At 58.0% G+C, this 23,241-nt stretch carries 21 protein-coding genes and 1 tRNA gene; 12 read left to right on the top strand and 10 right to left on the bottom strand.

Annotated elements, in window-relative coordinates; genetic code table 11:
* Positions 1-101 precede the first annotated feature (101 nt).
* Entirely contained in the window at positions 102-1,316 is a 1,215-nt protein-coding gene (locus VSP_RS15600) for a DUF262 domain-containing protein (protein WP_009961805.1), read from the top strand.
* Positions 1,309-2,343 carry an MAE_28990/MAE_18760 family HEPN-like nuclease gene (locus VSP_RS15595; RefSeq protein ID WP_009961803.1) on the top strand — a complete coding sequence of 345 codons (1,035 nt, stop codon included), beginning with the start codon at positions 1,309-1,311 and terminating at the stop codon, positions 2,341-2,343. Before VSP_RS15600 ends, VSP_RS15595 begins: the two co-directional genes overlap by 8 nt.
* Before the next feature lie 56 nt (positions 2,344-2,399).
* Here VSP_RS15595 and VSP_RS42320 read toward each other — a convergent pair.
* The 4 genes from VSP_RS42320 to VSP_RS39525 form a co-directional block, all read right to left on the bottom strand.
* Positions 2,400-2,498, bottom strand: a tRNA-OTHER gene (locus tag VSP_RS42320).
* Positions 2,489-3,277, bottom strand: a complete 789-nt coding sequence (locus VSP_RS15590; protein WP_009961802.1) for a hypothetical protein — start codon at positions 3,275-3,277, stop codon at positions 2,489-2,491. Before VSP_RS15590 ends, VSP_RS42320 begins: the two co-directional genes overlap by 10 nt.
* Positions 3,278-3,340: 63 nt before the next feature.
* Entirely contained in the window at positions 3,341-5,329 is a 1,989-nt protein-coding gene (locus VSP_RS15585) for an AAA family ATPase (protein WP_044133563.1), read from the bottom strand.
* Positions 5,330-5,540: 211 nt separating this feature from the next.
* Positions 5,541-6,065: a DUF4328 domain-containing protein gene (locus tag VSP_RS39525; protein WP_009961800.1), complete on the bottom strand. Its 525-nt coding sequence runs from the start codon at positions 6,063-6,065 to the stop codon at positions 5,541-5,543.
* 233 nt (positions 6,066-6,298) lie between these two features.
* On the opposite strand from VSP_RS39525, the gene VSP_RS15570 reads away from it, so the two are divergent.
* From VSP_RS15570 to VSP_RS35660, 4 genes are all read left to right on the top strand, one after another.
* Positions 6,299-7,210: a bile acid:sodium symporter family protein gene (locus VSP_RS15570; RefSeq protein WP_009961798.1), complete on the top strand. Its 912-nt coding sequence runs from the start codon at positions 6,299-6,301 to the stop codon at positions 7,208-7,210.
* 244 nt (positions 7,211-7,454) lie between these two features.
* A complete protein-coding gene (locus tag VSP_RS35665) occupies positions 7,455-7,835 on the top strand; it encodes a YciI family protein (RefSeq protein WP_009961797.1) in 381 nt (126 codons plus the stop codon).
* A gap of 167 nt (positions 7,836-8,002) precedes the next feature.
* Positions 8,003-8,896, top strand: a complete 894-nt coding sequence (locus VSP_RS15560; protein WP_009961796.1) for an NAD-dependent epimerase/dehydratase family protein — start codon at positions 8,003-8,005, stop codon at positions 8,894-8,896.
* Between the two features lie 90 nt (positions 8,897-8,986).
* Positions 8,987-9,949, top strand: coding sequence for a TylF/MycF/NovP-related O-methyltransferase (locus tag VSP_RS35660; RefSeq protein WP_009961794.1), 963 nt, complete (start codon positions 8,987-8,989; stop codon positions 9,947-9,949).
* 50 nt (positions 9,950-9,999) lie between these two features.
* Here VSP_RS35660 and VSP_RS15550 read toward each other — a convergent pair whose 3' ends face one another.
* Together VSP_RS15550 and VSP_RS43980 are read right to left on the bottom strand one after the other, a co-directional pair.
* Positions 10,000-10,551, bottom strand: a complete 552-nt coding sequence (locus VSP_RS15550) for a dTDP-4-dehydrorhamnose 3,5-epimerase family protein (protein WP_009961793.1) — start codon at positions 10,549-10,551, stop codon at positions 10,000-10,002.
* 41 nt (positions 10,552-10,592) lie between these two features.
* A complete protein-coding gene (locus tag VSP_RS43980) occupies positions 10,593-10,793 on the bottom strand; it encodes a hypothetical protein (protein WP_075090573.1) in 201 nt (66 codons plus the stop codon).
* 414 nt (positions 10,794-11,207) lie between these two features.
* Here VSP_RS43980 and VSP_RS39520 point away from each other — a divergent pair, with 414 nt between their 5' ends.
* Together VSP_RS39520 and VSP_RS39515 are read left to right on the top strand one after the other, a co-directional pair.
* Positions 11,208-12,266 carry a glycosyltransferase family 2 protein gene (locus tag VSP_RS39520; protein ID WP_198141400.1) on the top strand — a complete coding sequence of 353 codons (1,059 nt, stop codon included), beginning with the start codon at positions 11,208-11,210 and terminating at the stop codon, positions 12,264-12,266.
* A gap of 174 nt (positions 12,267-12,440) precedes the next feature.
* Entirely contained in the window at positions 12,441-13,742 is a 1,302-nt protein-coding gene (locus VSP_RS39515) for a hypothetical protein (RefSeq protein WP_009961789.1), read from the top strand.
* A gap of 303 nt (positions 13,743-14,045) precedes the next feature.
* On the opposite strand, the gene VSP_RS15535 is transcribed toward VSP_RS39515, so the two are convergent.
* Positions 14,046-15,872, bottom strand: coding sequence for an IS1634-like element ISVsp2 family transposase (locus VSP_RS15535; protein WP_009961787.1), 1,827 nt, complete (start codon positions 15,870-15,872; stop codon positions 14,046-14,048).
* A gap of 472 nt (positions 15,873-16,344) precedes the next feature.
* On the opposite strand from VSP_RS15535, the gene bamJ reads away from it, so the two are divergent.
* On the top strand, positions 16,345-16,854 hold the full coding sequence (bamJ, locus tag VSP_RS35645; RefSeq protein WP_009961786.1) for a BamJ family beta-barrel-assembly machinery protein: 510 nt from the start codon (positions 16,345-16,347) through the stop codon (positions 16,852-16,854).
* A 134-nt stretch (positions 16,855-16,988) separates the two neighbouring features.
* Positions 16,989-18,047 carry a hypothetical protein gene (locus VSP_RS15520; RefSeq protein ID WP_157210923.1) on the top strand — a complete coding sequence of 353 codons (1,059 nt, stop codon included), beginning with the start codon at positions 16,989-16,991 and terminating at the stop codon, positions 18,045-18,047.
* Positions 18,048-18,142: 95 nt separating this feature from the next.
* On the opposite strand, the gene VSP_RS15515 is transcribed toward VSP_RS15520, so the two are convergent.
* From VSP_RS15515 to VSP_RS15505, 3 genes are all read right to left on the bottom strand, one after another.
* Complete coding sequence (locus VSP_RS15515; protein ID WP_009961782.1) at positions 18,143-18,766, bottom strand: hypothetical protein; 624 nt, start codon at positions 18,764-18,766, stop codon at positions 18,143-18,145.
* A 336-nt stretch (positions 18,767-19,102) separates the two neighbouring features.
* On the bottom strand, positions 19,103-20,128 hold the full coding sequence (locus VSP_RS15510) for a hypothetical protein (RefSeq protein ID WP_009961780.1): 1,026 nt from the start codon (positions 20,126-20,128) through the stop codon (positions 19,103-19,105).
* 120 nt (positions 20,129-20,248) lie between these two features.
* The gene (locus tag VSP_RS15505; protein ID WP_009961778.1) at positions 20,249-21,418 is read right to left on the bottom strand and encodes an alpha/beta hydrolase; all 1,170 of its coding nucleotides are present in this window, start codon (positions 21,416-21,418) and stop codon (positions 20,249-20,251) included.
* 251 nt (positions 21,419-21,669) lie between these two features.
* Between VSP_RS15505 and VSP_RS15500 the strand changes: the two genes are divergently transcribed.
* Entirely contained in the window at positions 21,670-22,059 is a 390-nt protein-coding gene (locus VSP_RS15500; RefSeq protein ID WP_009961777.1) for a YciI family protein, read from the top strand.
* A gap of 50 nt (positions 22,060-22,109) precedes the next feature.
* Positions 22,110-22,751 carry a dihydrofolate reductase family protein gene (locus VSP_RS15495; protein ID WP_029190482.1) on the top strand — a complete coding sequence of 214 codons (642 nt, stop codon included), beginning with the start codon at positions 22,110-22,112 and terminating at the stop codon, positions 22,749-22,751.
* Positions 22,752-23,241 lie beyond the last annotated feature (490 nt).

Below are 23,241 nucleotides of genomic sequence, written 5' to 3'. Positions count from 1 at the left end.
TTACAGCCCCCCCCACGATAAATTGCACCAAACTCGCAACGCCGAACACCCTAGAGAGCACTCAAAGACCGCAAAAAGAACAGTTCCGCCATTCATTTATTATGATGAAAGAGTTCTCCCCAACAGAAGTCACAATGTGGCAAGATTTACCGGCGTCAGATTCAGGCGAATCCAGCGATTCTCAAATTAACGCAAAATATGCAAAGCGCGAGTTGAGGATTGTCACGGAAACGAACCGGGAACAACTGCCGAACTTTGTTGCAGCACTTGAGCGCACTGGGTGGATGAAACTTCAGCCCTTCTATCAGCGCCGACAGCGATGGAGCGATGAAAGGAAATCGAAGTTAATCGAGTCATTCATCATGAATGTACCTGTCCCCCCGTGTTTCTTGTATGAGTCCGACTTTGCGAGATATGAAGTAATGGATGGCCAGCAAAGAATCTCTGCAATTTGGGACTTTTATACGAATCGCTTTAGACTCAAAGGTTTGGAACAATGGCCAGAGCTCAACGGTCGCATCTACGACAACCTACCATCAGAGATAAAGCGGGGCTTGGACAGACGCTCCATTTCCTATGTAGTACTCCTTCGAGAATCCGCTTCAAGCAGCGATGACGAAATGATCCTTCGCCAACAGGTGTTTGAAAGACTGAATACCGGAGGGGTTGAATTGGAAAGCCAAGAGATTAGACATTGCATTTATCATAATGACTTCGACAAACTCATCATTGAGCTGTGTCAACACCCTGCAATGCGACGAGCCTGGAAGCTCCCTTTGTACTCTGCTGACGAAGAAACCAACCCATCACCCATACTGCTTAAGACACCTCAATACACAAAAATGCGGGATGCCGAATTTGTGCTTCGCTTCTTCGCATTGCGTCACGCGAAGCACTACAGGGGTGGCATGCAGACCTTTCTTGATCAATACATGGTAAGAAGCAGGCGATTCACTGGAGTCGACATAACTCATCTTGCACAACTCTTTGTATCAACTATTGAGCTTGCGGAGAGCATTTTCGGCAAACTTCTATTTCGCCCGTGGAACGATAAGAAACGATCGTGGGCCAATCAACCTCAACTGGCATATGCGGATGCAGTCATGGTAGGCTTAAGCTCGCACATAGAGGACCGAGATAGACTCATACAGCATCGCGAAGAACTTATTAGCGCGTCAAAACAGCTTGTTGTAGACAGTCCCGCAGGCACGTTTACGGGGCAACGAAACACAAAGGACGCAGTACTGGAGCGCATCAACGTCTATTCTAAAATGTTGGAAACCTTCTTATCTTCAAAGCCTGAACGACATGTTTAGTGTGTTGTCCACACAATTTCGCGACTCCATCAACGATGTCAAAAGCGTAGTTGGTTGGCAGGAGGACTTGAGGCAGTTGGTACATGGGGCACTCGGAGCCGAACATGCTCAAGCAAACACCTCGTTATCCCTACTGAACACCAAGCCCCCACAGAAGTTGGCCTGGCAGATCTTCGATCATTGCGCCGCGGTGTCTCGGCTTTACGCCTTATTCGAACAAACCATTTGTGACCTAGTGACTGAATACACCGGATTACTCCCCACAGTTGTACCAAAGTTTTCAGACTTGTGCGACCGGTCGCGAAACCAACTCCGGATAGGAATTGGAACGATTCTAACAAAATGGGGGCCCGACAAACCATTATACTCCTCAATCAGGGAAGAATCCATTGCGGCCGGATTTGCCGATGGGTTACGAGGAAAGCCCTACCACCTTCTCGCAGATGCATTCTTAGTTAGTCCGGAGAACTTCCGCTCCACTGCCTTAGGCCGTCTATTCAGCGATCTAGGATTTGATGATGCAATATCCTTCGCACGAAAGTACGAAGGAGTACGGCAATTCATTGAGACCAGACTCTCCAGCACTGAAACACTGGAAAGTTACTTAGACTTGTTTGTGCGCACCCGGAACGAATCATCTCATGGAAACATCTCGACAATCGCAAGCGCAAAACAGATTATTGACTACGCCGACTTCCTTTGTGAACTCTTCAATGCATTTGCGATATTGCTCCGTTCTGACATTTTGAAACGAGGGACAATGACAGGCCAAACTCAAGATGTTGCCGAAATCCTCCACGTCTACACAGGGGGAATTTACGGCGCATCAGCCCGTAGCAATTCTAAACTCACAATCGGTCAACGGATTTACGCGGGAAAGAAATCCATTAGCGATGCAACTGTACTGTCACTCCAGATCGGTAGAGACTCACACTCAACCCTCGAACTGAAACCCGGCATGGAGTTCGGAGTCAGCCTGGACATACCCCTCAAAAATGGCACGCACATGTACCAATGGAATCCGTAGTGGCGGCCAACATCTCCATCGAGGGCTTTTACGCGGAGGCGACAAACGAGCGTAAATGAAGCACCTTGGATTCGAACCAAGCTGACCGCCTTCACCAACCCTCTTCTTGCGAAGGCTGATGGAGGGGGGCGTTTTAACCGCTAAACTAGAGCTTCAACACACGCTCCACAATCGCCAAAGCATCATCTGCGTCAAGTCTAAACTCGGTTCTTATATAAGAAACCCATGCCGCTCTCCGCCTCGATGGATTCTGCGCGAGGCGCGCGAATTTTCCGCTCGCCACAATTTCAAGCATCCTATCCGAGATGTGAGGCAACTTCTCCCACAAAGCCAATGCGTAATTCTTGCAGGCGCGACTACACACGATGTAGTATTCGAACGTCAGTTCCGTTGAGCGATCAGGCAGATTGTCCACACCATATTGCTTCGCCAGTAACTCACCCAGATCAGATGATCTGATGGCATCCGCTGCGGCCCGTACTTGCCCTAGATGCTGATTGGAGTCAAATGGGTGAGCAGCTTCATTGCGAACAGCTAGGTAGTACCGCACCAAAAGCTGCGCCAAGTTGTCGGATTGAGACGAAGCCATCTTCGAGCGAAACTGTTGTAAAATATCATCCATCGTCACCCCTACTTGGAATAGGGGGCCAACACCTAGCTTCTGACTCTCAACATTGAGATCGTGCATGTAGCTTTCCAAGGCCCCTATCGCTAATAGAACTCGCAAACGAGAAATATCTAGGGTAGCACCCTCCGCATCCAAGACATCCACCTTTATGCCATTGCGCCCGCATACTTCTTGAAGATAGTCATCTGGGTCAGGCCTCTGGCTAGCTTGCCAATCTAGCTCTCTCAACGCTATCTCCTGAAGCTCAATAAGAGCGTCTTGCTTTCCTAAGCAGCGTTTGAGTTTAATGTAAGCATTTGCAGCCATGGCACTTCACCTCATTGTAGCGAGCCATCTAACAATATCTAATCGACGCCATTTTAGACCATATTATGATCCATAAATGCCATTTAAAGTTCTGAACAGAGCATCGAACCTTTTCAAAGAATCCCCATGAAGAGTTTTTGGCGGCTTTGATGCGAGCGTCAAAGCAACAAGATAGTGATTGAATCCGCCGCTAGGGCGAAGCTTCAGATCGTTGTCGATCAGCCAGCGCTCCAATCGGCAAACAATACGATCACCGGGCGGCAGGTCAGCTTCGACAGGCATCTTCCCAGCCAACTGCTTCTCAAACGTCTTGCTAAACAGCTCCAGGTAAAGTTTACTTTCAAACAGATCCTCAATATCAGAAGGTATACTGTTTACACCAACCTTGTTTGCATCTCGAAACTGCGACACATTGAGTATTGCCTTCTCTAGGATCAACTTCTGTCTACTTAAATCGCTGAGTCGTTGATCTGGATTTCCCGCATAGTCATGCAGCACTGCCAGCTTTAGGTCGTTAGCCGCCAATAGGGCCACGAAGGTTGCCACTTTGTCCAGTCCACCTACAGGTACGATGGTGATGTCATTTTGCAATCCTGTTAGCATCATACTTTCTAAAATGGTGGACGCGATCTTCAAGTACAACAACTCAGAGGGTCCTTCAACCAAGAGATTTTTTGCGCCAATGAACAGATTTTGCGCAAGCGTCCACCCCAGCGCCGCTTGAAGAGGAAAGATAGTCCTCGAGCTTGAATCTAATATATTCCCAGTTACGATAGTTCCAATCCTGTCTCTATCTTCGACCACTCGCACCTGATGCAATCTGTCAGAATGGACCATAAATGGCGAATGGGTCGTGTAAAGGACCTGATGCTTCGTCGATAATTCGTCAATATATCTAAGGAAATCGCTTTGAGCGAGGGCGTGAAGAGCCAACCCCGGTTCGTCTAGCAGCAGGATCAAGCTAGAATCCTCTCTGAACCTGCCATTAATTTGGTGTTTTACGCTGTCAAACCAAACCAGAAAGCTGAAGAACCAAATAAATCCTCGGCTGCGTTGCCCAAACGGTGTGCTCACGCCTCTATGTCTGCGGTTCTTGATTCTTAGGTAAAGGTTTGGTCCGTTGTTGAAAGGTGCCTCATCAGCTGCGTCCGATTTGATGTCAACTTCAACTTCAAGATCCTCGTTCTGCTTCCAGAATTCCATTATCTGGTCCGTAAGCGAGATGGACACGGCTTCCAACTTTGCCTTCAGGGGTTCATATCCACTTGCATCGGCAAAATCGTCGATGGATATGTCGGCCATCCGAATCAATGCCAGAACTGCGCGATGTCCCGGAGTAAGATGATCAGGGTTACTCACAGCCTTCGCATTGCGACTTTTCAAGTCTTGTAGATTAATCTTGCTTGGAAGCAAATCGTAGTCACCAAAGTAGAGGAATTGGGGCAGGCGCCTTTCCAGCCATTGCCAAACCTCGTGCTCGACTACAGAAACACGCTCCGACTTATTGATACGCTCTTTCAACTGACTTAGAACTTCTGAATCCACGTCTGTCAGTTCAACTCCGGACAACGCTTCGGGAACTTCCCTCACCGCAGTTGCAGCACTGATCGCGGTTTTTGCGTCTGTGCTTAGGCCGACACTAGATACTAGCGCTCGAAGAGCGGGCTTCTCATCCAGTTCAATCTGGGTCCGAGTCTTGTTGTTGTATAAATGTGCGACTGTAAACTCAAAATCCTTCCCTAGTTCAACGTGACACATGGCATTTACGACCGCCAATTCTCTAGGCGTCAATTGATAAGTAAGCTCTGTTGCCACGTCCGGATTCTCCACTTGTCTCTTCAAGTACGCGGAAAGCTCCTTGCGCGGATAATCTTCAACTGGATCGAATTCTTCTAACGAAAGGGCATCCGCAGACTTTTCCAACGCTTTAAGTAGGACCGTTTTCCCAGCCTCATTCATTCCCACAAGCACAGTAACAGCTTCATCAATCTCGACCGTTTGAGTTGTGTTTATCGAGCGAAATGGCCCTACTTTTACGCGAACGAGTCTCATGGCATTCTTTTCTAGATCGCCAACATTCGATTGGCAATTGTTTTATGCACGCATTTTCGTTCTGAGTGCGGCAAAGCAAACTCTCGTACCTTTGATGAGTTCCAGAAGTCATATCCAAGTCGCTCGGGACGAAGTGGGGGCCAAATTTCCGGCACTGATTGCGACGTTTTCTCAATCACTTCTTCTGGATAGAAAATGTAACTTACAATGGTTAGGAAGAAGCACTGTATGAGCTTGCGCAAGGATAAGATGAACTGGCCTTCATGGAGGTCTTGAAACTGATCCGGCCGATGAAGGCGGAAAGGACCCAGAGCGTCCACCAGATCGGCAGCAGCGGGGCGTGGGAGCGGTCGGGCATGCTGGATTGCCAAAGCTGCTTCATGGCTTGGTAGGGTTTCCAGAGGTTGGCGAAGGGAATGCAGAACCACCCCACAGCCCAGCCGGGGGAGATCTCCAGGTAGTCGCCGAAGGCCCGGACGTTCCTGTGAGATCGGACGATCCACACCCCGAAGACAATGACCGTGACGATAAAGAGGCTCAACTGGACCAAGCCGATCACCCCCTCGCGGAGGTCGTTCATGTCCGCCTCTTCAACCGTGTAGTCACGCTGGAGCAGCTCAATCGTCATCCAGCTCGATCCGCCGGAGAGCACATTGAGCACCATGTCCAGCGCCAGCAGGACGATGAGCGCCACCTTCAAGCCCTCGACAGAACGATAGACGTACGATTTCTCCATGGAGCGAAGAATAGAGCAGATGCCGCGCAAGGATGCCAGCATGACGTTGGACAAAATGCAGCAAGAACGGATGATCTGACCCGCCCCACGCGACCGCCACCATCTCCCGGTTTATCAGTCCCCAGAGGAACCGGAGCGGCGGAGGGGGCCGAATGTTAGGTGAGGCGTCAGCATCCCCGCTCCGTGCGCGAGTTCCCCAGCCACCTCCCCTACCCCACTCTACCCGCCGCCCCATGCTCAAAGACCTCTTCGACCAATACCCGCACTACCACCACTTCGTGGCCTCGGCGCAACTGGTGCTGGCCATGCTGGGCATGGGCATAGTGACGAAGACACGGGACTTTGTGGAGTTGGTGTTGGAGCCGAAGCCGATGATCGCGGGCGTCCTCTACCAAGTCGTGGGCATCCCGCTGCTGACGGCGGCGATGGTGTTCCTGGTGAAATTCCCGCCGGAGGTGGTGGTGGGGTTCATCATCATCGCGGCCATGCCGGGAGGGTCGTTGTCGAACATCTACACCCATCTGGGCCGGGGGAATGTGGCCCTTTCGGTGGCCCTCTCCGGAGTCACCACCCTCCTCGCCCTCGTGACCGCGCCGCTCATCATGAGGCTCCTGGCAGGCGATCACCTGCCCCCGGAAATCACCATGCCGGTGGGCGTGGTGATGCGGGAGATCTTCCTCTTTCTTTTGATCCCCTTCGGCGTGGGGATGTCGTTGGCGCGTCTGTTCAAGAATGATGGAATCGCCCACTTGGGGTCCAAGTGGGTCGTGCGCCTGAGTCTGCTCTTTCTCGCCATCCTCGTGGTGGGGTCGCTGGGGAGCGGTCGCATCGATTTCAGCCGCTACTCCGCCCGGATCCCCGTGGCCGTCTTGCTCTACTGCCTCATTATCCAGATCATCATGCTACGAGGCTCCCAGTACCTCCTGGGATTCTCCGCCCGGGATGCCATGGCCCTGGGCATCGAGTCGAGCATGAAGAACACCAACCTCGCCGTGCTCATCTCCGCCTCCCTCTTCGGCCTGGAGGGCCAGCACGCCGAGTACGGGGCCGGGGTGCTTTTCGTGCTCCTCCTCTACGGCGGCGTCAGCCTGGGCGTGGCCGGGGTGCCCGTGTTGACTCACCTGCGACAGACGAGCAAGGCATGAGGAACCACTCATTGACACTGATCTTCACTCATTTTGAAGGACTGAAAATGAGAGCTGCGGAGAGGAAGTAGGGAATGAGATGAGAAAGGAACCGCTGACTGACGCTCATCTAACGCTAATCTGAGGAACAGTGTCGAGTTGCAGGGGACTCCTTCGTCAATGGGGTGAGGCGGGCCTTCTGAATGGAAGGCCCAGCGACAATCTAAAATCCAAAATCCTCCCCCCCTACCCCATGAGATTCCTGATGATGAAGATTCCCCGCGGTTACCAACCCGATACCCCGGCTTCCGAAAAACAGGAAGACGGCTACGAGCCGACGGCGGAGGAGATGGCACCCATGGGGCAGTTCAACGACGAGATGGAAGCGGCTGGAATCCTTCTCACGGTAAACGGCCTGCATCCCCTGTCCAGAGGAGCGCGCGTGGCGTTCGCCAAGGGCAAGGCCACGGTGACGGACGGACCTTTCATTGAGACCAAGGAAGTCCTCGGCGGCTTCTGGATCATCCAGGTGAAATCCAAGCAGGAGGCCCTGGAGTGGGCCCAGCGCTGCCCGGCGCTCGAGGGCGATGTCATTGAGCTCCGCGAAATCTGGGAGCCCAAAGACCTGCCCGCGGCACCGCAATAGGTCCCACCCTTCCACCCCTCCACCCCTCCACCCCTCCACCCCTCCACCCCTCCACCCCTCCACCACTCCACCACTCCACCACTCCATCACTCCTCCACTCCTCCACTCCTCCACCCGGTCCCGTCCCAGGTTGACGCGTTACCCCCGCCGCGCCATGCTCGGCGCGCATGAGATTAATCGTCACCGGTGCCCGGGGGTTCATTGGTTCCGCCGTCTGCCGCCTCGCCATCGCGCGCGGGCATGAGGTGCTTGGCCTGGCCCGTCGGTTGGAGCATGCCTCACCCGAGTTGGGCGACATCGCCATGGGCTCCCTTCACGATGTGCCATGGCATCGGGTGGAAAAATTCCGCCCCGACGCAGCCCTCCACCTGGCGTGGACCGCCACCCCCGGCGTCAACTTCCACTCGCCGGAGAATGCGCTCCTGGTCGAGCAGAGCGCCGCCTTGTTCGAAGGACTCGCGGAGCGCGGCGTGAGGCATCTCGCGGGCACAGGGACCTTTATCGAGTACGCCACCTCTCCCGAGCCCTTGGTAGAAGACCGCTCTCCACTGGCACCGCTCAATCCCTACGCCAGCGCCAAGGCTGAGACGTTACGTCGATTGCAAAAGACCGCGGGCGAGCGGGGCGTGGGGTGGTCATGGTTCCGGGTGTTCAATGCCTACGGCGAAGGCGAGGCACCGGCCCGGATGATCACCGCGACGATGCTCAAACTCGCGGCAGGTCAGCCTGCCGTGGTGAAAACTCCCGCCAGCTTGCGGGACTATGTGCATGTGTCAGATGTGGCTCTGGGCATGCTCCTGGCTCTGGAGCAGCCTCTCACCGGAGCAGTGAACCTCGGCACCGGGGCGGGAGTCACCGTGTACGATCTCGCCCTGGGGATTGCGCAGGCGGTCGGGGCCGATCCTGCCCTCGTGCAGGCGCTCCATCCTCCGGCTGAAGACATCATGCCCGTGGCCATCGCTCAGAGTGCCAAACTCCGGTCCACCGGCTGGGAGCCAAAGGTGCCCTTGAAGGAGGGGCTCGCGCGCCTGTGGGCATCCCTCCAGCCTCCTCCGGGCTGAGGGGCACCGCCCTATGGCAGGTCCCTCCGTGAACTCCGCCCCACTGGCCCGTTGACGTGATCCGCATTTCGGGGCAAGTCGTCCATATATATGTTCGATTTCACGGGAAAGAAATCGCGGTTGTTTTCCGAGAGGCTCCAAAAAGTCACTGCGGAGCGGGACGAAGCGCGTCGCCAGCGGGACAAACAAAAGGCGCTGTCCGAGCAACGGCGAGTCCGCCTGGAGGAGATGGCAACCAGCCTCGCGGCCGCACGCGCCGCCGCCGTTCCAGCCTTTCCGCCAGGATTTACCGTACCACCTGGCAACCGGTGGCCCGAGGGCGAGCCCCCCACGTTCTATGCCGACAACCTGGCGGTCTGGGCCAAGCATCCTGCCTTCATGGAGGATCCGCAGTTCCTCCGCGCCTACCACCGTGGCATGCAGTCCGGCCACCACATGGCCCGCCCTCGCGGGAGCGATGCGGACATCCACATCGAGTGGCGCACCCATGTGGTGCTCTGGGCGGCCCGGCATGGCGCAGGCCTGGCGGGTGACTTCGTGGAGTGCGGTGTCAACACCGGCGTTTACTCGCTGGCCATTTGTGATTTCCTCGATTTCAACCAGCTCGACAAGGACTTCTGGCTCTTCGACACGTTTTGCGGCATCCCGACCGAACAGATGACGGACCAGGAAAAAGCCGAGGGCCGTGCCGAGATGAGCGCAGCCTACTACAGCGACTGCTTTGAAATGGTGAAAAACCATTTTTCCCCATGGCCCCGCGCCCGCCTGGTGCAAGGGACGATCCCCGATTCCCTGCCCCGCGCACCGGTGCGCGCCGTCAGCTTCCTGTCTGTGGACCTCAACATCGCCCTTCCCGAGCGGGCCGCCATGGAACACTTCTGGCCCCTGCTCACCCCCGGTGCCGTGGTGGTGCTGGATGACTATGGCTGGGGCCGGCACGAGGAGCAGCGCGCCGCCATGGACGAGTTTGCCGCCCGCGCGGGAGTGCCCATCCTCTGCCTCCCCACCGGGCAGGGCCTGCTGATCAAGCCGCAGCCGGCGCTGCAGCGTTGACTCATCGCACTCCCGGGCAGTGCGGCCTTGTTACGGCGGGGCCGCTGCTACTACCCGACTGCCGGCTTCGCAAAATCCGACCACAGCGGAAGATTCACATCCCTCTCGGAGCGGTTCACCACCGGGAGGGGCCAGGGAATGGCCAGGGTGGGATCGCTGGCGTTCAGCCCCCGTGCCAGCGCCGGGGCATGGCGTTCCGACATCAGGTAAAACAGTTCGCACTCGTCGGTCAGGCATTGAAAGCCGTGCGCGAATCCCGCTGGGATGTAAATGGCCCGCCGGCTGGCGGCGGAAAGTTCATGCAGCTCCCATGTGCCAAAGGTGGGAGAGTCCGGACGCACGTCCACGACCACGTCCAATGCGCAGCCGGCGAGACAGCGGACCAGCTTGATTTCCGAGGCCGGATCTGCCTGCCAATGAAGGCCCCGGACGCTGCCCCGCCCCTTGGTCAGAGTATGGTTTTGCTGTGGCCAGCGGGTGTTCAGCCCCCGGCAGGCAAACTCGCCCTCACAATAGGTGCGTGCAAGAAAACCCCGCGCATCATGATGCGGCTCAGGTTCGACAATCATCACCTCAGGGATGGTGGAGGGAGTGAAAATCATGAATTTTTCGATTGCATAGTTCTTCGATCACACGCCAAAGGTCACAACCCTTTTGGCACCAGAATATTGTTTCCAACAACCGCGTCAGACGCCATCCGTTCATCCTTCAGACGGGCAGCGGGTTGATCCGCGCAAGCCCCGGCTGGAGGAAGGAGGTTGTTGGCCAGGGGCTGGAGCCCGAGGTCAATGACCGGCAGAAGGCTCGATGAGCCGCAAGATCGGCAACACAGTTTCACCTGCATGGCGGTCAATCAAACCCCTGGCCCACAAGTGGATTGGGGGCATCCACCCTCTGTATGTCGATGGTTTCCCAACTGGAGGCAGAGGAAAACCTGACTCGGGACCGTATCGGCATCCGGCAGCCTTTGCATCCTGAGAGAATGGCGGCTTGCACCCGATTGTGGTGGAAGATCACTGCAAAAGATGTCGGCATTTGCTGCACGTGAGCCTGGACAGGGATATGGGTTGTTCTAAGCACGTGCATCGCTTGGTTTTCTTCCGGAGTCAAGCCAGAGTGGTCGTGGGCTTCCGGCACAAGATGTATGCCAGGATGCCCCCTTCAATTGGGGATGGAAAAACGGATGGACAAAACTTTGCTTGCAGGGCCATCGCCCTGGGAGAAAAGTGCGAGAGTGTCCCCGTTCCAAGGCACCTCCATGCAGGCTGAAGACTCTCCGACATTCGTCCGTCCCCACCCTCGGGTGAGCATCGGCATGCCTGTGTTCAATGCGGAGAAATTCCTTCGTGAGGCGGTCGAGTCTGTCCTGATGCAGGATCTGCAAGACTTCGAACTGGTGATCTCAGACAACGCATCAACAGATGCCACCCGCAGCATTTGTGAAGCCTTCGCCCAAAGGGATTCTCGCATCCGTTATCACAGAAATTCCAAGAACCTGGGACTAAGCCAGAATTTCAAGAAGGTGGTAAAACTGGCCCAAGGTACCTACTTCACCTGGCTGGCCCATGACGATTCATTCGCCAGCCCCGCTTATCTCTCCGAGCACGTCCGGTATCTTGAGCAGCATCCCGACGTGGTCCTGTGCGGTTGCACCATGAGGGTCTTTGACCAGGAGAATCCTGGCAAGCCGGATGACCGTGAGCTGAGCCCCATCCTTCCCCACCAGGACTGGAGAGAGGCCCGACTCGCTTTTTTTCGCTGGCCGCAACCTGAGATCCACTTTGTCCTCTACGGCGTGTATCGGCGGGACATCCTCCTCAAAGTACCCTTGGACGGCCGGCAGCACCGTGGGCAGCCCGTGGCCACAGACATGGAATACCCCATCCTTGCCAGCTTGTGCCGGTTTGGGCGGATCGTGGCCCTGCCGCAGCCCTTGCGGAATTCGCGCTCAGTGGCGACCTCTGCCGCCTGCCGGGACATGGAGCGGTTCTCCAAGTTCGATCACTTTTGCCTGGCTTTTAAAATGAGGCTGACGCTGGTCAAGATCGCTCTGCGGGTCAGCGCTCCAGCCAAAGAGAAGCTTAAACTGCTGGCGGTCGTCCTGGGCAATTTCACGCGGGCGCACCTCGGTCAGGTCCCCCGTTTCATGGAGTGCCTCAAAGAGCTGCGAAGGGAGGCCGCCAACCTTCATGCCGTCTGCGACGAGCGACTCCTTTTGATTCAGAATTTGTCCAAAGAACTGAAGCGCAAGGAAGATCTCGTGGCTTCCCTTCAGGCGCAGTTGAACCAGCGCTCACCTTCCGCGGAGCGCCCATAGCTGGCGCAGTTCCGTTCGCCCTGTTTTTGAGTGTCGGCCTGGGCCAGATTCAGGCAGCAACCCTTTGCAGCACACTGCTGCCAAGGCCCCCCAGGCGCGGTCGCCCGGCTGTCTCCAAAACAGCTTAAAACGTGCATTCCGGCTCCAGTCATGGTTAAATGCCGCCCCCTTCCGATGACGACCCGACTCGACCCGAAATTTACCACCCTTCTCACTGACACCGCAGCCAAGCTGGAAACGCTGGAGATCTGGCCTCGGGTACTGACCGACGAGGTCCCTGTCCTGCAGGAAAAGGCAGTCGATCTGGCCCGCCAGCTCCGTGAGTTCGCCACGACCCTGGTGCAGGCCCAGGAGGCCAAGATCTCGGCGGACCTGGCAGCCAAGGTGGCGGCTTTGCAGGCGAAGGAGGAAGAGGCCGCAGCCCGCGAAGCAGAGAAAGCGCGTCTGCTGGCTGAGAAGGAAGCCGCCCGGATCGCCAAGGAAGAGGCGGCTGCAGCCGCAGCGGCCGAGAAGGCCCGTCTTGCCGCCGAGCGGGAAGCAGCCAAAGCCCAAGCCGCGGCGGAGAAGGAGGCTGAGAAAGCCCGCATCCAGGCCGAGAAGGAAGCGGCGAAACTGGCCAAGGAGCAGGCCATTGCCGAACTCCTCGCCGAAAGAGCCCTCTTCCAAGCGGCGAAAGAGGCCGAACGGATCGCCAAAGAGCAGGCTGCCGCCGAGATGGCCGCAGAGCGGGCGCGCCGCCTCGCGGAAATGATCGCCGCCAAAGAGCAAGCCGCAGCCGAGCGGGAAGCTGAGAAGGCGAGGATCCAGGAAGAGAAGGAAGCGGCTCGACTTGCCAAGGAACAGGCGGCCGCCGCGGCAGCGGAAGAGAAAGCCCGCATCGCGGCGGAGAAGCAAGTGGCCAAGGAGCGGGCGGAAGCTGAGAAGGCCGCCGCCAAGCTGGCCAAAGAACAGGCCGATGCCGAGAAGGCTGCGGAGCGTATCCGCCTCCTGGAGGAGAAGGAAGCCGCACGTCTCGCCAAAGAGCAGGCGGACGCCGCCGCCGCGGAGGAGAAGGCCCGCCTTCAAGCCGAGAAGCAGGCAGCCAAAGAAGCCGCCGCCGCCGAAAAAGCCCGACTGCTGGCAGAGCGGGAAGCCGAACGTATTGCCAAACAGGAAGCGGCAGAAAAGGCCAAGGCGGAACGCGAAGCCGCCCGCGAGGCCGAGCGCGAGCAGGCCCGTCTGGAAGTGGAGGCCCTCAAAGCCGCCACCGCTGCCCTGAAAGCCAAGCAGGCCGCCGAGGCCGAAGCCACGCGTCTGGTGGAGGAAGAAGCTCGCGCCAAGCGCGAAGCCGCCGCCGCCAAGATCCGCGCCGAACAGGAAGCCAAAGAAAAGGTCCGTCGCGCCGCCTCCCTCGCCGCCATGGCAGCGGAGAAAGCCGCGCTGGAAGCGGAGAGGAAGCGGCAGTTGGAGGGTGGAGGTGTCAGGGAAGAGGGATAACGGGGGCCAACCGGAGCGGCAGCGCGAAGGACTCCTTTGTCCTGGTCCGAACCAGACGTCTCGTACGGTGGCTTGGAAACCCCGTTCCCAAATCATCTGCGCTCATCGGGAAGTTGGCTTGTCCACTTTGACGATCTGATGGTGTCCCAGCCCGGATTGCCCGATGCCGGAGGCATCAAAGCCATTAGCCCGACTTAGCGGACTGGCGGGTCCAGTGATCCTCCAACCCTTGATTTTGCGACATTGACCTCAAAAGGTCTTCACTACATCTGAGGCCATTTCGCGACCTTTCTTCATTGGGTATCAACCAGTGATTTTAGGCGGAGCCTGCTCAGGCAGCGTCATCTTGAGCTGGTCGAGCAACAGCTGCATCTCTTTGGAGGGCTGCGTGTAGCGGCTCATCACCACCTCCCGCCCATCGGTCGTGGGCAGATGCACATCAAGCATCTGCACCGTCGCAAACTTCTCCAGCACACTGCGCGGTGTCAGCCCGCTGGCCGTCAGCTTCAAGCGCGCCTTGAGCGTCACCTGCAGGCAGTACGCCAGGAATGACACGAAGATGTGCGCCTCGATGCGATGATCGTGCTGGTGATGCACCGGACGGATCCCCAAGTCATGCTTCAGCTCTTTGAACGCCTGCTCCACTTCCACCAGTTGCAGGTAATACTCCCAGAGTCGCGCAGGATCGGTGGCCGTCAGATTGGTGCGCAGCAGATACCTTCCCTCCCGCCGCCACGCTTCGCGCAATGTTTTGCGGTCCAGCTGCCAGCTCAAAGTCGCCAGTTGCTTGCTCTTGCCTTTGGCTTTGGCTTTGGCTTTGGCTTTGGCTTTGCCCTCTTCTTTGGCGGGCTGCAACTGTACGCTGACTTTGACAAAGCGAGCATCGCGTCCCGCTTCTTTTTTGGCGGCTCCCAACGCTTCATGCATGGCGTCGCGCGTGAGGGGACGCTTGCGCTGGCGCAACCCTTGGAGGGCATCAAGGTACTTGCGCAACCGGCGGCGGCGCATGGAGCGTTCTTTGGCCACGCGGTCCTCACTCTGGGCCAGCACATAAGTCTCCCCTTCATGAGGCAGCAGTTTGACGCGCACCTGGGGTCGGGCTTGCTGCCAGGGCTGCTGGGCCAGGGACTCCTCCAGCTTGCTCAAGCGTCCTTTGGGAGTCCCCACCAGATAGCTCACCGGTGGCGTGCTCTGACGCATCTGCTCAAGGGTCTCTTCGGTGGGGATGCCCCGGTCCATGACCCAGATGCGATCGGCCTGGCCGTACTGGTCTTCGATCTTTGCCAGGAAGGCTTTGAGCGTGGTCTTGTCCGCCGTGTTACCCGGCAGCACTTCATAGGCCAGGGGAAAGCCCTCGGGGGTGACAATGAGGGCAATGACCACCTGCACACAGTCGCTGCGCTTGTCACGGCTGTAGCCAAAGCGGCGCAGGCCCGTGGGGTTGTCAGGGGGGGCGCACTCAAAATAAGTGCTGGTGAGGTCGTAGAGCAGCACCTCGTACCGGACGCCAAAGAGGTCGCGCCAGCGTTGAGTCAGATGATCAAACAAGGACCGTTTGTGAGCCAGGATCTTGTCATGGCACTCGTAGAGACGGTGGATCTCAGCCAGGGCAAAGTCTGCGTCCAGCAGGTCGGCGATGGCCGTCTGGTCAAACCAATGGCGGTGCAGCCGCCATTCACTGCCCGGTTCGATGAGCCGGTAGAGCACGAGGGTCTGGAGCACCAGATCCCAGCGGGTGCCTTCTCGGCTGGGCGGCAGACGCTCCTGCCAGAAGTCCGCCAGGAGCAACTGCTCCCACAGCTGGCAGGCCAGCCAGCAGGCTCCCCACTGGCGGGGACGTTCCAGGCGCATGGCATGAAGGCGCAGTTGCACCACGGGGAACTCATCGACGCCGACATGCTTGGGGGCATGTTCCTCGGCAAAGAGAGCCACCTGCTGAGGGGCCCCTTCATCCTGGCCGAAGAGTTCGATGGTCTTGCGCCAGGAAGCCTCCTGGCGGCCGTTGAGTTCGCCCAGATAAAGCACATGCCTCTGGACCACCTGACGCGGGCTGACACGCCTGCTTTCGACGATGCTCCAGTAAAGGTGTTCTTTGCCATCCTTGAGCCGTTTGGTGCAACGCAGGAACATGATGGCCCAAGAAGGTAGCCAGCAAAACGACAGTGCAACCACCAAGGTCTTCACTACAAGCCGTTTTGGAAACGGACCCTCGCAAAATCAAGGGTTGCAGCGCGTCAAGCGGCCGAAAATAGCCCAAATCGACCGCGAGTCCGCCAAGTCGGGTTAGACGCCGGACGGTTGAAGGAGCGTAGCGACTGATACCTCCGGAAGATCAGATTTAGTATTGCATCCCGGAGTGGATGCCAGCGACGTCGCCTCCGGCATCTCAACTTCCCTGGAAGACTGTTCCGATTTTAATCGGTTATTGACGCTGTAGGGCGACCGCTTCGGTTGCCATTTCTGGCGGACACTCGTGGCGAGCGAGTCTCTCAGGAACGCCTCAAACAACAGTTGCACCCCATCCTGTTCTCCCTCAATTCCCAAACCATCAAACACGCGCACGCGCGCTCGCCATCCCCCTCCTATCGACTCGCACCCCACGATGAAACTCGCACCTCTTGCTCTCTCCCTTTCTTCCGCCTTGACCCTGCTCGTCACTGGGTGCCAGTCCGAACCTGACAGCAGCGGTGCCCCGGCGGCACCGAGCGCAGCCTCCGGCTCAACCTCCGGCCAAAGCCCCTTTGGCTCCACCGCCTCGGTCGATGCTTCGGGCTGGGTGACCACCTCCAGCGGGCTCCGCTACCAAGTGCTGGCCTCGGGCCCTGGGACGGGGCAGTCTCCCGGCACGTTGGACATGGTGACGGTGCACTACAAGGGCACGCTCACGAACGGCACGGTGTTCGACAGCTCACTGGATCGCGGCCAGCCCGCCAGCTTTGGCGTGGGCCAGGTGATCCCGGGCTGGACCGAGGCTCTGCAGCTCATGAAGCCGGGAGACAAGTGGCTGCTCTACATCCCCTCCCAACTGGCCTATGGCAACCGCGCCGTGGGTGGAAAGATCCCGGCGAACAGCGATTTGATCTTCCAGGTGGAGCTGCTCAAGGTTAATTGAAACCACTCATTGACACTAAGGGAGTTCAATGGGCAGAGGAAAAGCAGATGGGGAACCGCTAATGGACGCTTGTTTGCGCTAATGGGTGAAGAAGGGAGTGCATCGAGGTTGCTGTAGTTGCGGCCTCATCCCGCTTGCCCGACATCGCGCATCTAAGACCCTATATCCAGCAGACAGGATCATGGGATGATAACCTCATGGATAGGTCAATTAAATCATCTTGCGGACATGCTGGCTGGATCCGCAGCGTGACGGGCGTGCTGTTGGGAATCGCAGCACCGGTGCTGTATGTCGTCCTGGAATACAAGACTCACTGTCTGAGTGGTTGTTTATTTGATCCGATACCCTCACCGGCGCATCTCCTGGCTCTCGTCGTGGTACCGCTGGCCCATGTCTTTGCGCTTACGGGGGCCCGTTGGCAATCCAATTGGCTCCTCTACCCTGCCAACCTCCTGCGGTGGCCAGCCCTGATCGCCCCCGTTTACTATTCTCTGGCTACAGGCCTCCATCTACAGGGGCTTGCTCTGGTGGCTTCCCCATTCTTGATGGTCTCGTGGGCGGTCCATGGTTTTGTCTGGCCTGCCGGCGGTCCGGAACGCCTGGAGGCGGAATCGATGGTGAATGCCGTCCTAATTGTTCAGCCAGCACTCGCGATCGTGGGCTGGTGGTGCATGCGACCCTACGCCAGGGCATGTGCAACGGGCCTGTCTGCCACGCTTCAACCAACATTGCGTTGCTTAGGAGCTGTCTTGGCCATTCTTTGCCTGTCTCTTGTCGAGCTGCCTTTGGTGAGAGCCTATCTCGCTATTCGCGACTTTGCCGAGGGAGAGCGTGAGGCCCACAGAAACAATTTTCCACTGAAATGGCGGGACCATGAAGTTGCGATGGTCTCGCGACTGTTCCATGCGCCGCCGCAGTTCAGTTCGGACGGGGTGTTGGATTGCGAAGGCCCTGTGGATGTGTTCGGCCCTGCCGTTCGACTGATGAATCGATGGTCAAGCCCCACCACGATGTGGAGACACCTGACCGCTCCCCAGCATGTCCGCTGGGGCGAATTGCTGCAACAGATTCGGACATCGAACCCCAACGCAGACACATCACCCCGCTCCTGGCGCGGGTTGTCTCCCTGGGAAGAGCGGGAACTGATGAAGTCGTCCGCGATGCCGGAAAGCGCAATCTCGGGTCAAAACTGACAAGAGCTTCGATACAGCCGGGAAACCAGTGACTGCGCGAATTCTAACTGCTGTGCGATGCGACCCGCGCCCCATCGCACTCAAGGAGGACTTGCTTACTTCACCTCCACGACATCCACTACATTGAGCTGGATGAACTGGCCGTTGTAGGGCTGCGGAGCCGGGGCGATGTCGGGGACGACCAGTTTGGAGAAGTTGGTGATCATGCGGCCGTTCTGGCCGTTGCCATGAAGGGTCAGCGTCGCGCCGCCTTCGATCTCGATCGTGGCCGTGTAGTCGATGGTGAAGATGCGGTGGCCGACCTTGTCATCGCGGTTGAAGAAGAAGTGTGAGGCGGGCGAGGAAACGGTGAGCTGGTAGATGTTGTAAGTGGCGTTGTTCGGGCTGCCACCGATGTAGAAACGCTCGCCCACCTGCTGACCGTCCTTGTACATCATAGGCTCGACCACGCCACGCACCCGCAGGGTGACCTTGTAGCGTTTGCCCGGCTCACCCCCGAACTTCTTGGTGTCGGTGAACTTGTCATTCGTCGCCGGGTCATCCGTTTTACGGGCGGAAATGCCATCCGCCCCGGCTTTGGGATTTTCCGGCATCGGGTCCTGGCACGGGAATTCAAAGCGGTAGCCGTCGAGTTCCGCGGCCACCTTTTTCAGGGCGTCATCGGCGTGCGTTGGGAGTGCGAAGGAGGCGGCGGCGAGGAGGGTGAGGAGGAAGCGCATGAGTCAGTTGGCAGTTGGCAGTTGGCAGTGGTCAAGGTGTTGGAGGTGAAATTGTAGGAGCACACATTTCAGCCTGCGGATGTCAGGGACCTGGGCCAGTGGATCATTGATAACGTTCAACCAAGCGCCCCCCTTTCCGGCGTCCCTCCGGAAGGAGGCCGGTGCGTCAGTACGTCGGTGCGTCAGTGACCAAGGTGTTGGGCTTGAAACTGTACGGAGTACAGGCTTCAGCCTGCGGAAATTGGATGTTAGGAGTTAGACGTTGGAGGTCAAGAGCCTGAACACCCAAAACCTCTAACTCTTAACTCTTAACTCCTAACCAACTCCTCCCCCACCTCACAACTTAATCCCCGGAATCCCCTTCAGTGCATCTTGCAGGGCCTTGTTGGCTGCTTTTTCGATGTCTTCAGCACTTGTGGGCGTCGCGGGCTTGGTGCCAGGAGCGGAGCCAGCTCCCACTGAGGAAGCGGGAGTCTTGGACCAGTCGAGGCCTTGGGTGAAGACCTTGACGTTGCTGCCGGTGCCTTCGGGCTGGATCATGATGGTGAGATCTGCACCGTTGAGCTTGCGCTTGAGGATGGCGTTGTTCTTGCCGATCAAGCTCCCTGCCCCGTCCTGCCAGCCCTGGGCCTTGAGCTTCTTGGAGAAGTCGTTGGCCACCGTGCTCACGGAGCCATCAGCCTTGAAGAGGATGTGACCGACGACGGACTTGTACTCGATGTCACGAGCGCCCGCGGGCAGCGGGAGGTCAGCGATCGGAAGTTTCGGGCCAGTGGCGACCGGTTCGGATACCTCTTTTTCTTTCTCCTTCTCCATCTTCTTGGCTGTGGATGGGGACTCGGCGGCGAAGGCTCCCTTGGGCAGCGGAGCGGAGAAGTTGAGATCGACGTTCCACGTCTGGCCGAAAAACTCCAGTTCCTTGCCAGTGGTCAAGCGACCGGAGACCTGCGTGTCCGTGACGGTGAAACCTTCCATCTTGATGGCGCCGACGGAGGAGAAGGGCGACTTGGAATGTGAGCTGTGGGCGACCTCGCACCCGAAGATGCCTCCGTCCTTGAACACGCTGATCACCAGGGCGCTGCCCAGTTTTTTGAAGCCGGCGTCGAAGTCCGGTTTCTTGGAGGCGGAGGGGTTCTTCTCCGTGAACACCAACCGGATCGCGGGCTTGTCGCTGAACGGCTCGCGGGTCTGGACCACGAGGTACTGGATCTTCCCGTCCTTGCCATCGCCCAAGAAGGTGCCGCTGACGGTGGGTTTGTCGGCAGGGGCTTGGGCGTGGCCAGGGGTGACACTGCTTAGCGCCATGATGGCACCGAGCAAAAGAGTGGAGACAGGTGACAGGGATGTGGGACGGAGTTTCATTGGCTTAAAGGCAATCTTCAAGAAATGTTTGTCTATCGCAACCAAAGTTGTGACCAAAGAGCTTCCGAATAGGATTGCTCCCATTCGGCGCTCTTGCCAGCCTGCCCATACCCCACCCCTCTACTTCTCCACCGGATACCCCTGCCACAACCACTCCAGCGCCTGAGGTAAAAACTGCGCTTTGGCTGGTCCGACGCTGTGGCCGGTGTTTAGGCAATAGACATATTGATACGGGTACCCTTTGGCCTTGAGCACCTTGGCCATGCGGTGATTGGCCTCCACCCAGTCGTGCATGTTGTCGCGCATGACGTTGGGGTTCAAGAGATCACGATCCCCCACAGCCATCCAGATGCGGAGCGGCTTGACGGGGCTCGCGGGAATGAGTTTGTCATGAAAATCCCAGGCACCACCGGGAGTCTCGGGATTGAAGGGCCACTGCTGGTTCACAAAGGTGCCCGAGGTGGTGATGACTCGATGGTAAAGGTCGGTCCGGTACCAGGCCATAGCGAGGGCGGCGGAGCCGCCGGAACTGTTGCCCATGGTGGCGCGGCCTTCGGGGTCTTTGGTCAGTTTCACGCCGTAGTTCTTTTCCACCAGAGGCAGCACCTCAGTCTCGATGAACTCAGCATAGAGCCTGGACATGGTGTCATATTCCCTGCCCCGCTCGTGGCCTTGGGCATCGCCCCCGCCGCTGGAGATCATGATGGCGATCATGGCAGGCACCCGCTTCTGGGCGATGAGGTTGTCCAGCGTGCGGACCAGGTTCATGTCCGGCTTGCCCATGCCGGGTCCATCGTGCGTGACGATGAACGGCGCTGCGGTGCCAGCCTTGTATTGGGCCGGGACGTACACGGTGATGGTCCGCTTGTAGTCAATGGGGCGAGTCTTGACGATCAGAGTCTTGGGATTGTTCGGATCCACCGTGCCAAACTCATCGCGGGCGATACCGGGATTGAAAAGTTTGCACTCCCGGGAATCCATCTGGAATTGCTGAACCTTCCCCTGAGGAACCCCTTCCACCGCCTTGGACTCCGGGGCTGGCGTGTAATCTGGACCAATGACGAAATCTCCATTCACATCCACTGGCGGATTCACCCCCGGCTTGCCATCCAGCCGGGTGAACTTGGGCGCGCTGGGCGCATCGAACGGCCGGGTCGGCGGTTGGGGACGTTCGGGCTTCTTGGCCGGGGCTGGAGGCGGAGTTTGAGGTGGGGACTGGGGCTGCTGGCTGACAGCCGGAAGGGAGACGGCCACCAGGCCGGTACAGACGATCTGACGAAGGGATACCATGGGAGGAAGAGTTGTGGAGGGATCAACGCGCCATCCACCGCGAAGTATTCAGCGATTTCCACCCGAACTCTCCCGCCTCACCTCGCCCCACCGCGCCAATTCTGAAAAGGCGTTCATCCAACCCTTGTGCAGCGTTTCAGATAAAAGTTGAACCCGCTGTCGAATTCCCGAACCGCCAATCGACTGGCTCTTGAAACGGCCGATCAACGCGCCGCGAATGCTCACACCTCGCCCCTTATCCCTTATCCCTAATGAAATACATCTGCCTCGGATACATCGAACCCAACAAGCTTGAATCCATGACGGAAAGTGAGCGCAACGCCATGATGGACGAGTGCTTCTCTTACGACGATGAGCTGCGCCGCAACGGCCACTTCGCCGGTGGCGAGGCCCTCCAGGGTCCGCAGTCCGCTGCCACCCTGCGCTGGGAGAACGGCAAGGTGGCTGTGACCGATGGGCCCTATGCCGAAACGAAGGAGCAAATCGGCGGCATCCTCATCCTGGAGGCGCGAGACCTGAATCATGCCATCCAGCTCATGTCCAAACACCCCGGTGTGAAGGCGGGCCCGTTCGAGATCCGCCCCGCCGCAGATCTCAGCGGCATGGTGCAGCAGAGTGAAGAACGCCGCGCCGATGCCTGAGGCCCGCACTACTCTGCAACGAACTCCCATCACACACCCACGACACCCATATGTCCAAGCTTCGTGTACACAGTTTTGGAATGTCCCTCGACGGTTTTGGAGCCGGCCCCGATCAGAGCTTCGAGAATCCCCTGGGAGTCGGTGGCTTTGATCTCCACCAGTGGTTCTTCCCTACCCGCACCTTTCAGCAGATGCATGGGGACGGTGACGGCACCACCGGAATCGACAACGACTTTGCCCAACGGGGCATGACGAACATCGGCGCGTGGATTCTAGGACGCAACATGTTCGCCCATTCCCGAGGACCCTGGGTGGATGATGGTTGGAAAGGCTGGTGGGGCGAGAACCCGCCGTATCACGTGCCCGTCTTCATCCTCACCCACCACGCCCGCCCCTCCATCGAGATGGAAGGAGGGACCACCTTCCACTTCGTGACCGATGGCATCCACGCTGCGCTGGCGCGTGCGAAAGCGGCGGCAGGTGACAAGGACGTACGCATAGGAGGTGGGGCGGCCACGATCCGCCAGTATCTGGAGGCAGGTCTGGTGGATGAGATGCATCTCGCCATCGCTCCCGTTGCTCTGGGCCATGGGGAGAGCTTGCTGGCGGGTATTGATCTCCGGCAACTCGGCTACAAGTGCAGCGAGCATGTGAACAGCGAGTCAGCGATGCATGTGGTCTTCAGCAAGTAGGCCAGCTCCCGTATTGTCACACCGGTCGCCCTGTAGCCCCCCCTCAGTCGTGGCTGGGTTCATGAGAACCTGGTCAGGCCACTTGCGGCCCATCGGCTTCTCTCACCCCCGCACAGCCCCACCTTTCCGCACTTTCACAAGTGCAGCCACGAGCTGCCCTGCAGCCCGCCTTCAGTCGTGGCTGGGTTCGTAAGAACCTGGTCAGGCCGCTACTCCCCACCGGCTGCTCTTGCCCCCACACGGCCGCGCCACCTTTCCGCACTTTCACAAGTGCAGCTACAAACTGCCCTACAGCCCGCCTTCAGTCGTGGCTGGGTTCGTGAGAACCTGGTCAGGCCACTTGCTTGCCCATCGGCTGCTCTTGTCCCCGCACGGCCGCGCCACCTTTCCGCACTTTCACAAGTGCAGCCACAAGCTGCCCGGCAGCCCCCCTTCAGTCGTGGCTGGGTTCGTGAGAACCTGGTCAGGCCACTCGCGGCCCATCGGCTGC

The sequence above is a fragment of the Verrucomicrobium spinosum DSM 4136 = JCM 18804 genome, assembly GCF_000172155.1.
Lineage (GTDB): Bacteria > Verrucomicrobiota > Verrucomicrobiia > Verrucomicrobiales > Verrucomicrobiaceae > Verrucomicrobium > Verrucomicrobium spinosum.
This window is presented reverse-complemented; position numbering and strand designations above follow the sequence as displayed.

What these genes read in the sequence shown, in the direction of transcription:
- VSP_RS39515 (WP_009961789.1), top strand. Translation starts at nt 12,441, where the DNA reads ATGACGACCCGACTCGACCCGAAATTTACCACCCTTCTCACTGACACC.
- VSP_RS15510 (WP_009961780.1), bottom strand. Translation starts at nt 20,128, where the DNA reads ATGAAACTCCGTCCCACATCCCTGTCACCTGTCTCCACTCTTTTGCTC.
- VSP_RS39525 (WP_009961800.1), bottom strand. Translation starts at nt 6,065, where the DNA reads ATGGAGAAATCGTACGTCTATCGTTCTGTCGAGGGCTTGAAGGTGGCG.
- VSP_RS35660 (WP_009961794.1), top strand. Translation starts at nt 8,987, where the DNA reads ATGTTCGATTTCACGGGAAAGAAATCGCGGTTGTTTTCCGAGAGGCTC.
- VSP_RS15570 (WP_009961798.1), top strand. Translation starts at nt 6,299, where the DNA reads ATGCTCAAAGACCTCTTCGACCAATACCCGCACTACCACCACTTCGTG.
- VSP_RS15495 (WP_029190482.1), top strand. Translation starts at nt 22,110, where the DNA reads ATGTCCAAGCTTCGTGTACACAGTTTTGGAATGTCCCTCGACGGTTTT.
- VSP_RS15535 (WP_009961787.1), bottom strand. Translation starts at nt 15,872, where the DNA reads ATGTTCCTGCGTTGCACCAAACGGCTCAAGGATGGCAAAGAACACCTT.
- VSP_RS15595 (WP_009961803.1), top strand. Translation starts at nt 1,309, where the DNA reads ATGTTTAGTGTGTTGTCCACACAATTTCGCGACTCCATCAACGATGTC.
- VSP_RS15560 (WP_009961796.1), top strand. Translation starts at nt 8,003, where the DNA reads ATGAGATTAATCGTCACCGGTGCCCGGGGGTTCATTGGTTCCGCCGTC.
- VSP_RS15600 (WP_009961805.1), top strand. Translation starts at nt 102, where the DNA reads ATGATGAAAGAGTTCTCCCCAACAGAAGTCACAATGTGGCAAGATTTA.
- VSP_RS15515 (WP_009961782.1), bottom strand. Translation starts at nt 18,766, where the DNA reads ATGCGCTTCCTCCTCACCCTCCTCGCCGCCGCCTCCTTCGCACTCCCA.
- VSP_RS43980 (WP_075090573.1), bottom strand. Translation starts at nt 10,793, where the DNA reads ATGCAGGTGAAACTGTGTTGCCGATCTTGCGGCTCATCGAGCCTTCTG.
- VSP_RS15500 (WP_009961777.1), top strand. Translation starts at nt 21,670, where the DNA reads ATGAAATACATCTGCCTCGGATACATCGAACCCAACAAGCTTGAATCC.
- VSP_RS15505 (WP_009961778.1), bottom strand. Translation starts at nt 21,418, where the DNA reads ATGGTATCCCTTCGTCAGATCGTCTGTACCGGCCTGGTGGCCGTCTCC.
- VSP_RS15550 (WP_009961793.1), bottom strand. Translation starts at nt 10,551, where the DNA reads ATGATTTTCACTCCCTCCACCATCCCTGAGGTGATGATTGTCGAACCT.
- VSP_RS15590 (WP_009961802.1), bottom strand. Translation starts at nt 3,277, where the DNA reads ATGGCTGCAAATGCTTACATTAAACTCAAACGCTGCTTAGGAAAGCAA.
- VSP_RS39520 (WP_198141400.1), top strand. Translation starts at nt 11,208, where the DNA reads ATGCAGGCTGAAGACTCTCCGACATTCGTCCGTCCCCACCCTCGGGTG.
- VSP_RS15585 (WP_044133563.1), bottom strand. Translation starts at nt 5,329, where the DNA reads ATGAGACTCGTTCGCGTAAAAGTAGGGCCATTTCGCTCGATAAACACA.
- VSP_RS35665 (WP_009961797.1), top strand. Translation starts at nt 7,455, where the DNA reads ATGATGAAGATTCCCCGCGGTTACCAACCCGATACCCCGGCTTCCGAA.
- bamJ (WP_009961786.1), top strand. Translation starts at nt 16,345, where the DNA reads ATGAAACTCGCACCTCTTGCTCTCTCCCTTTCTTCCGCCTTGACCCTG.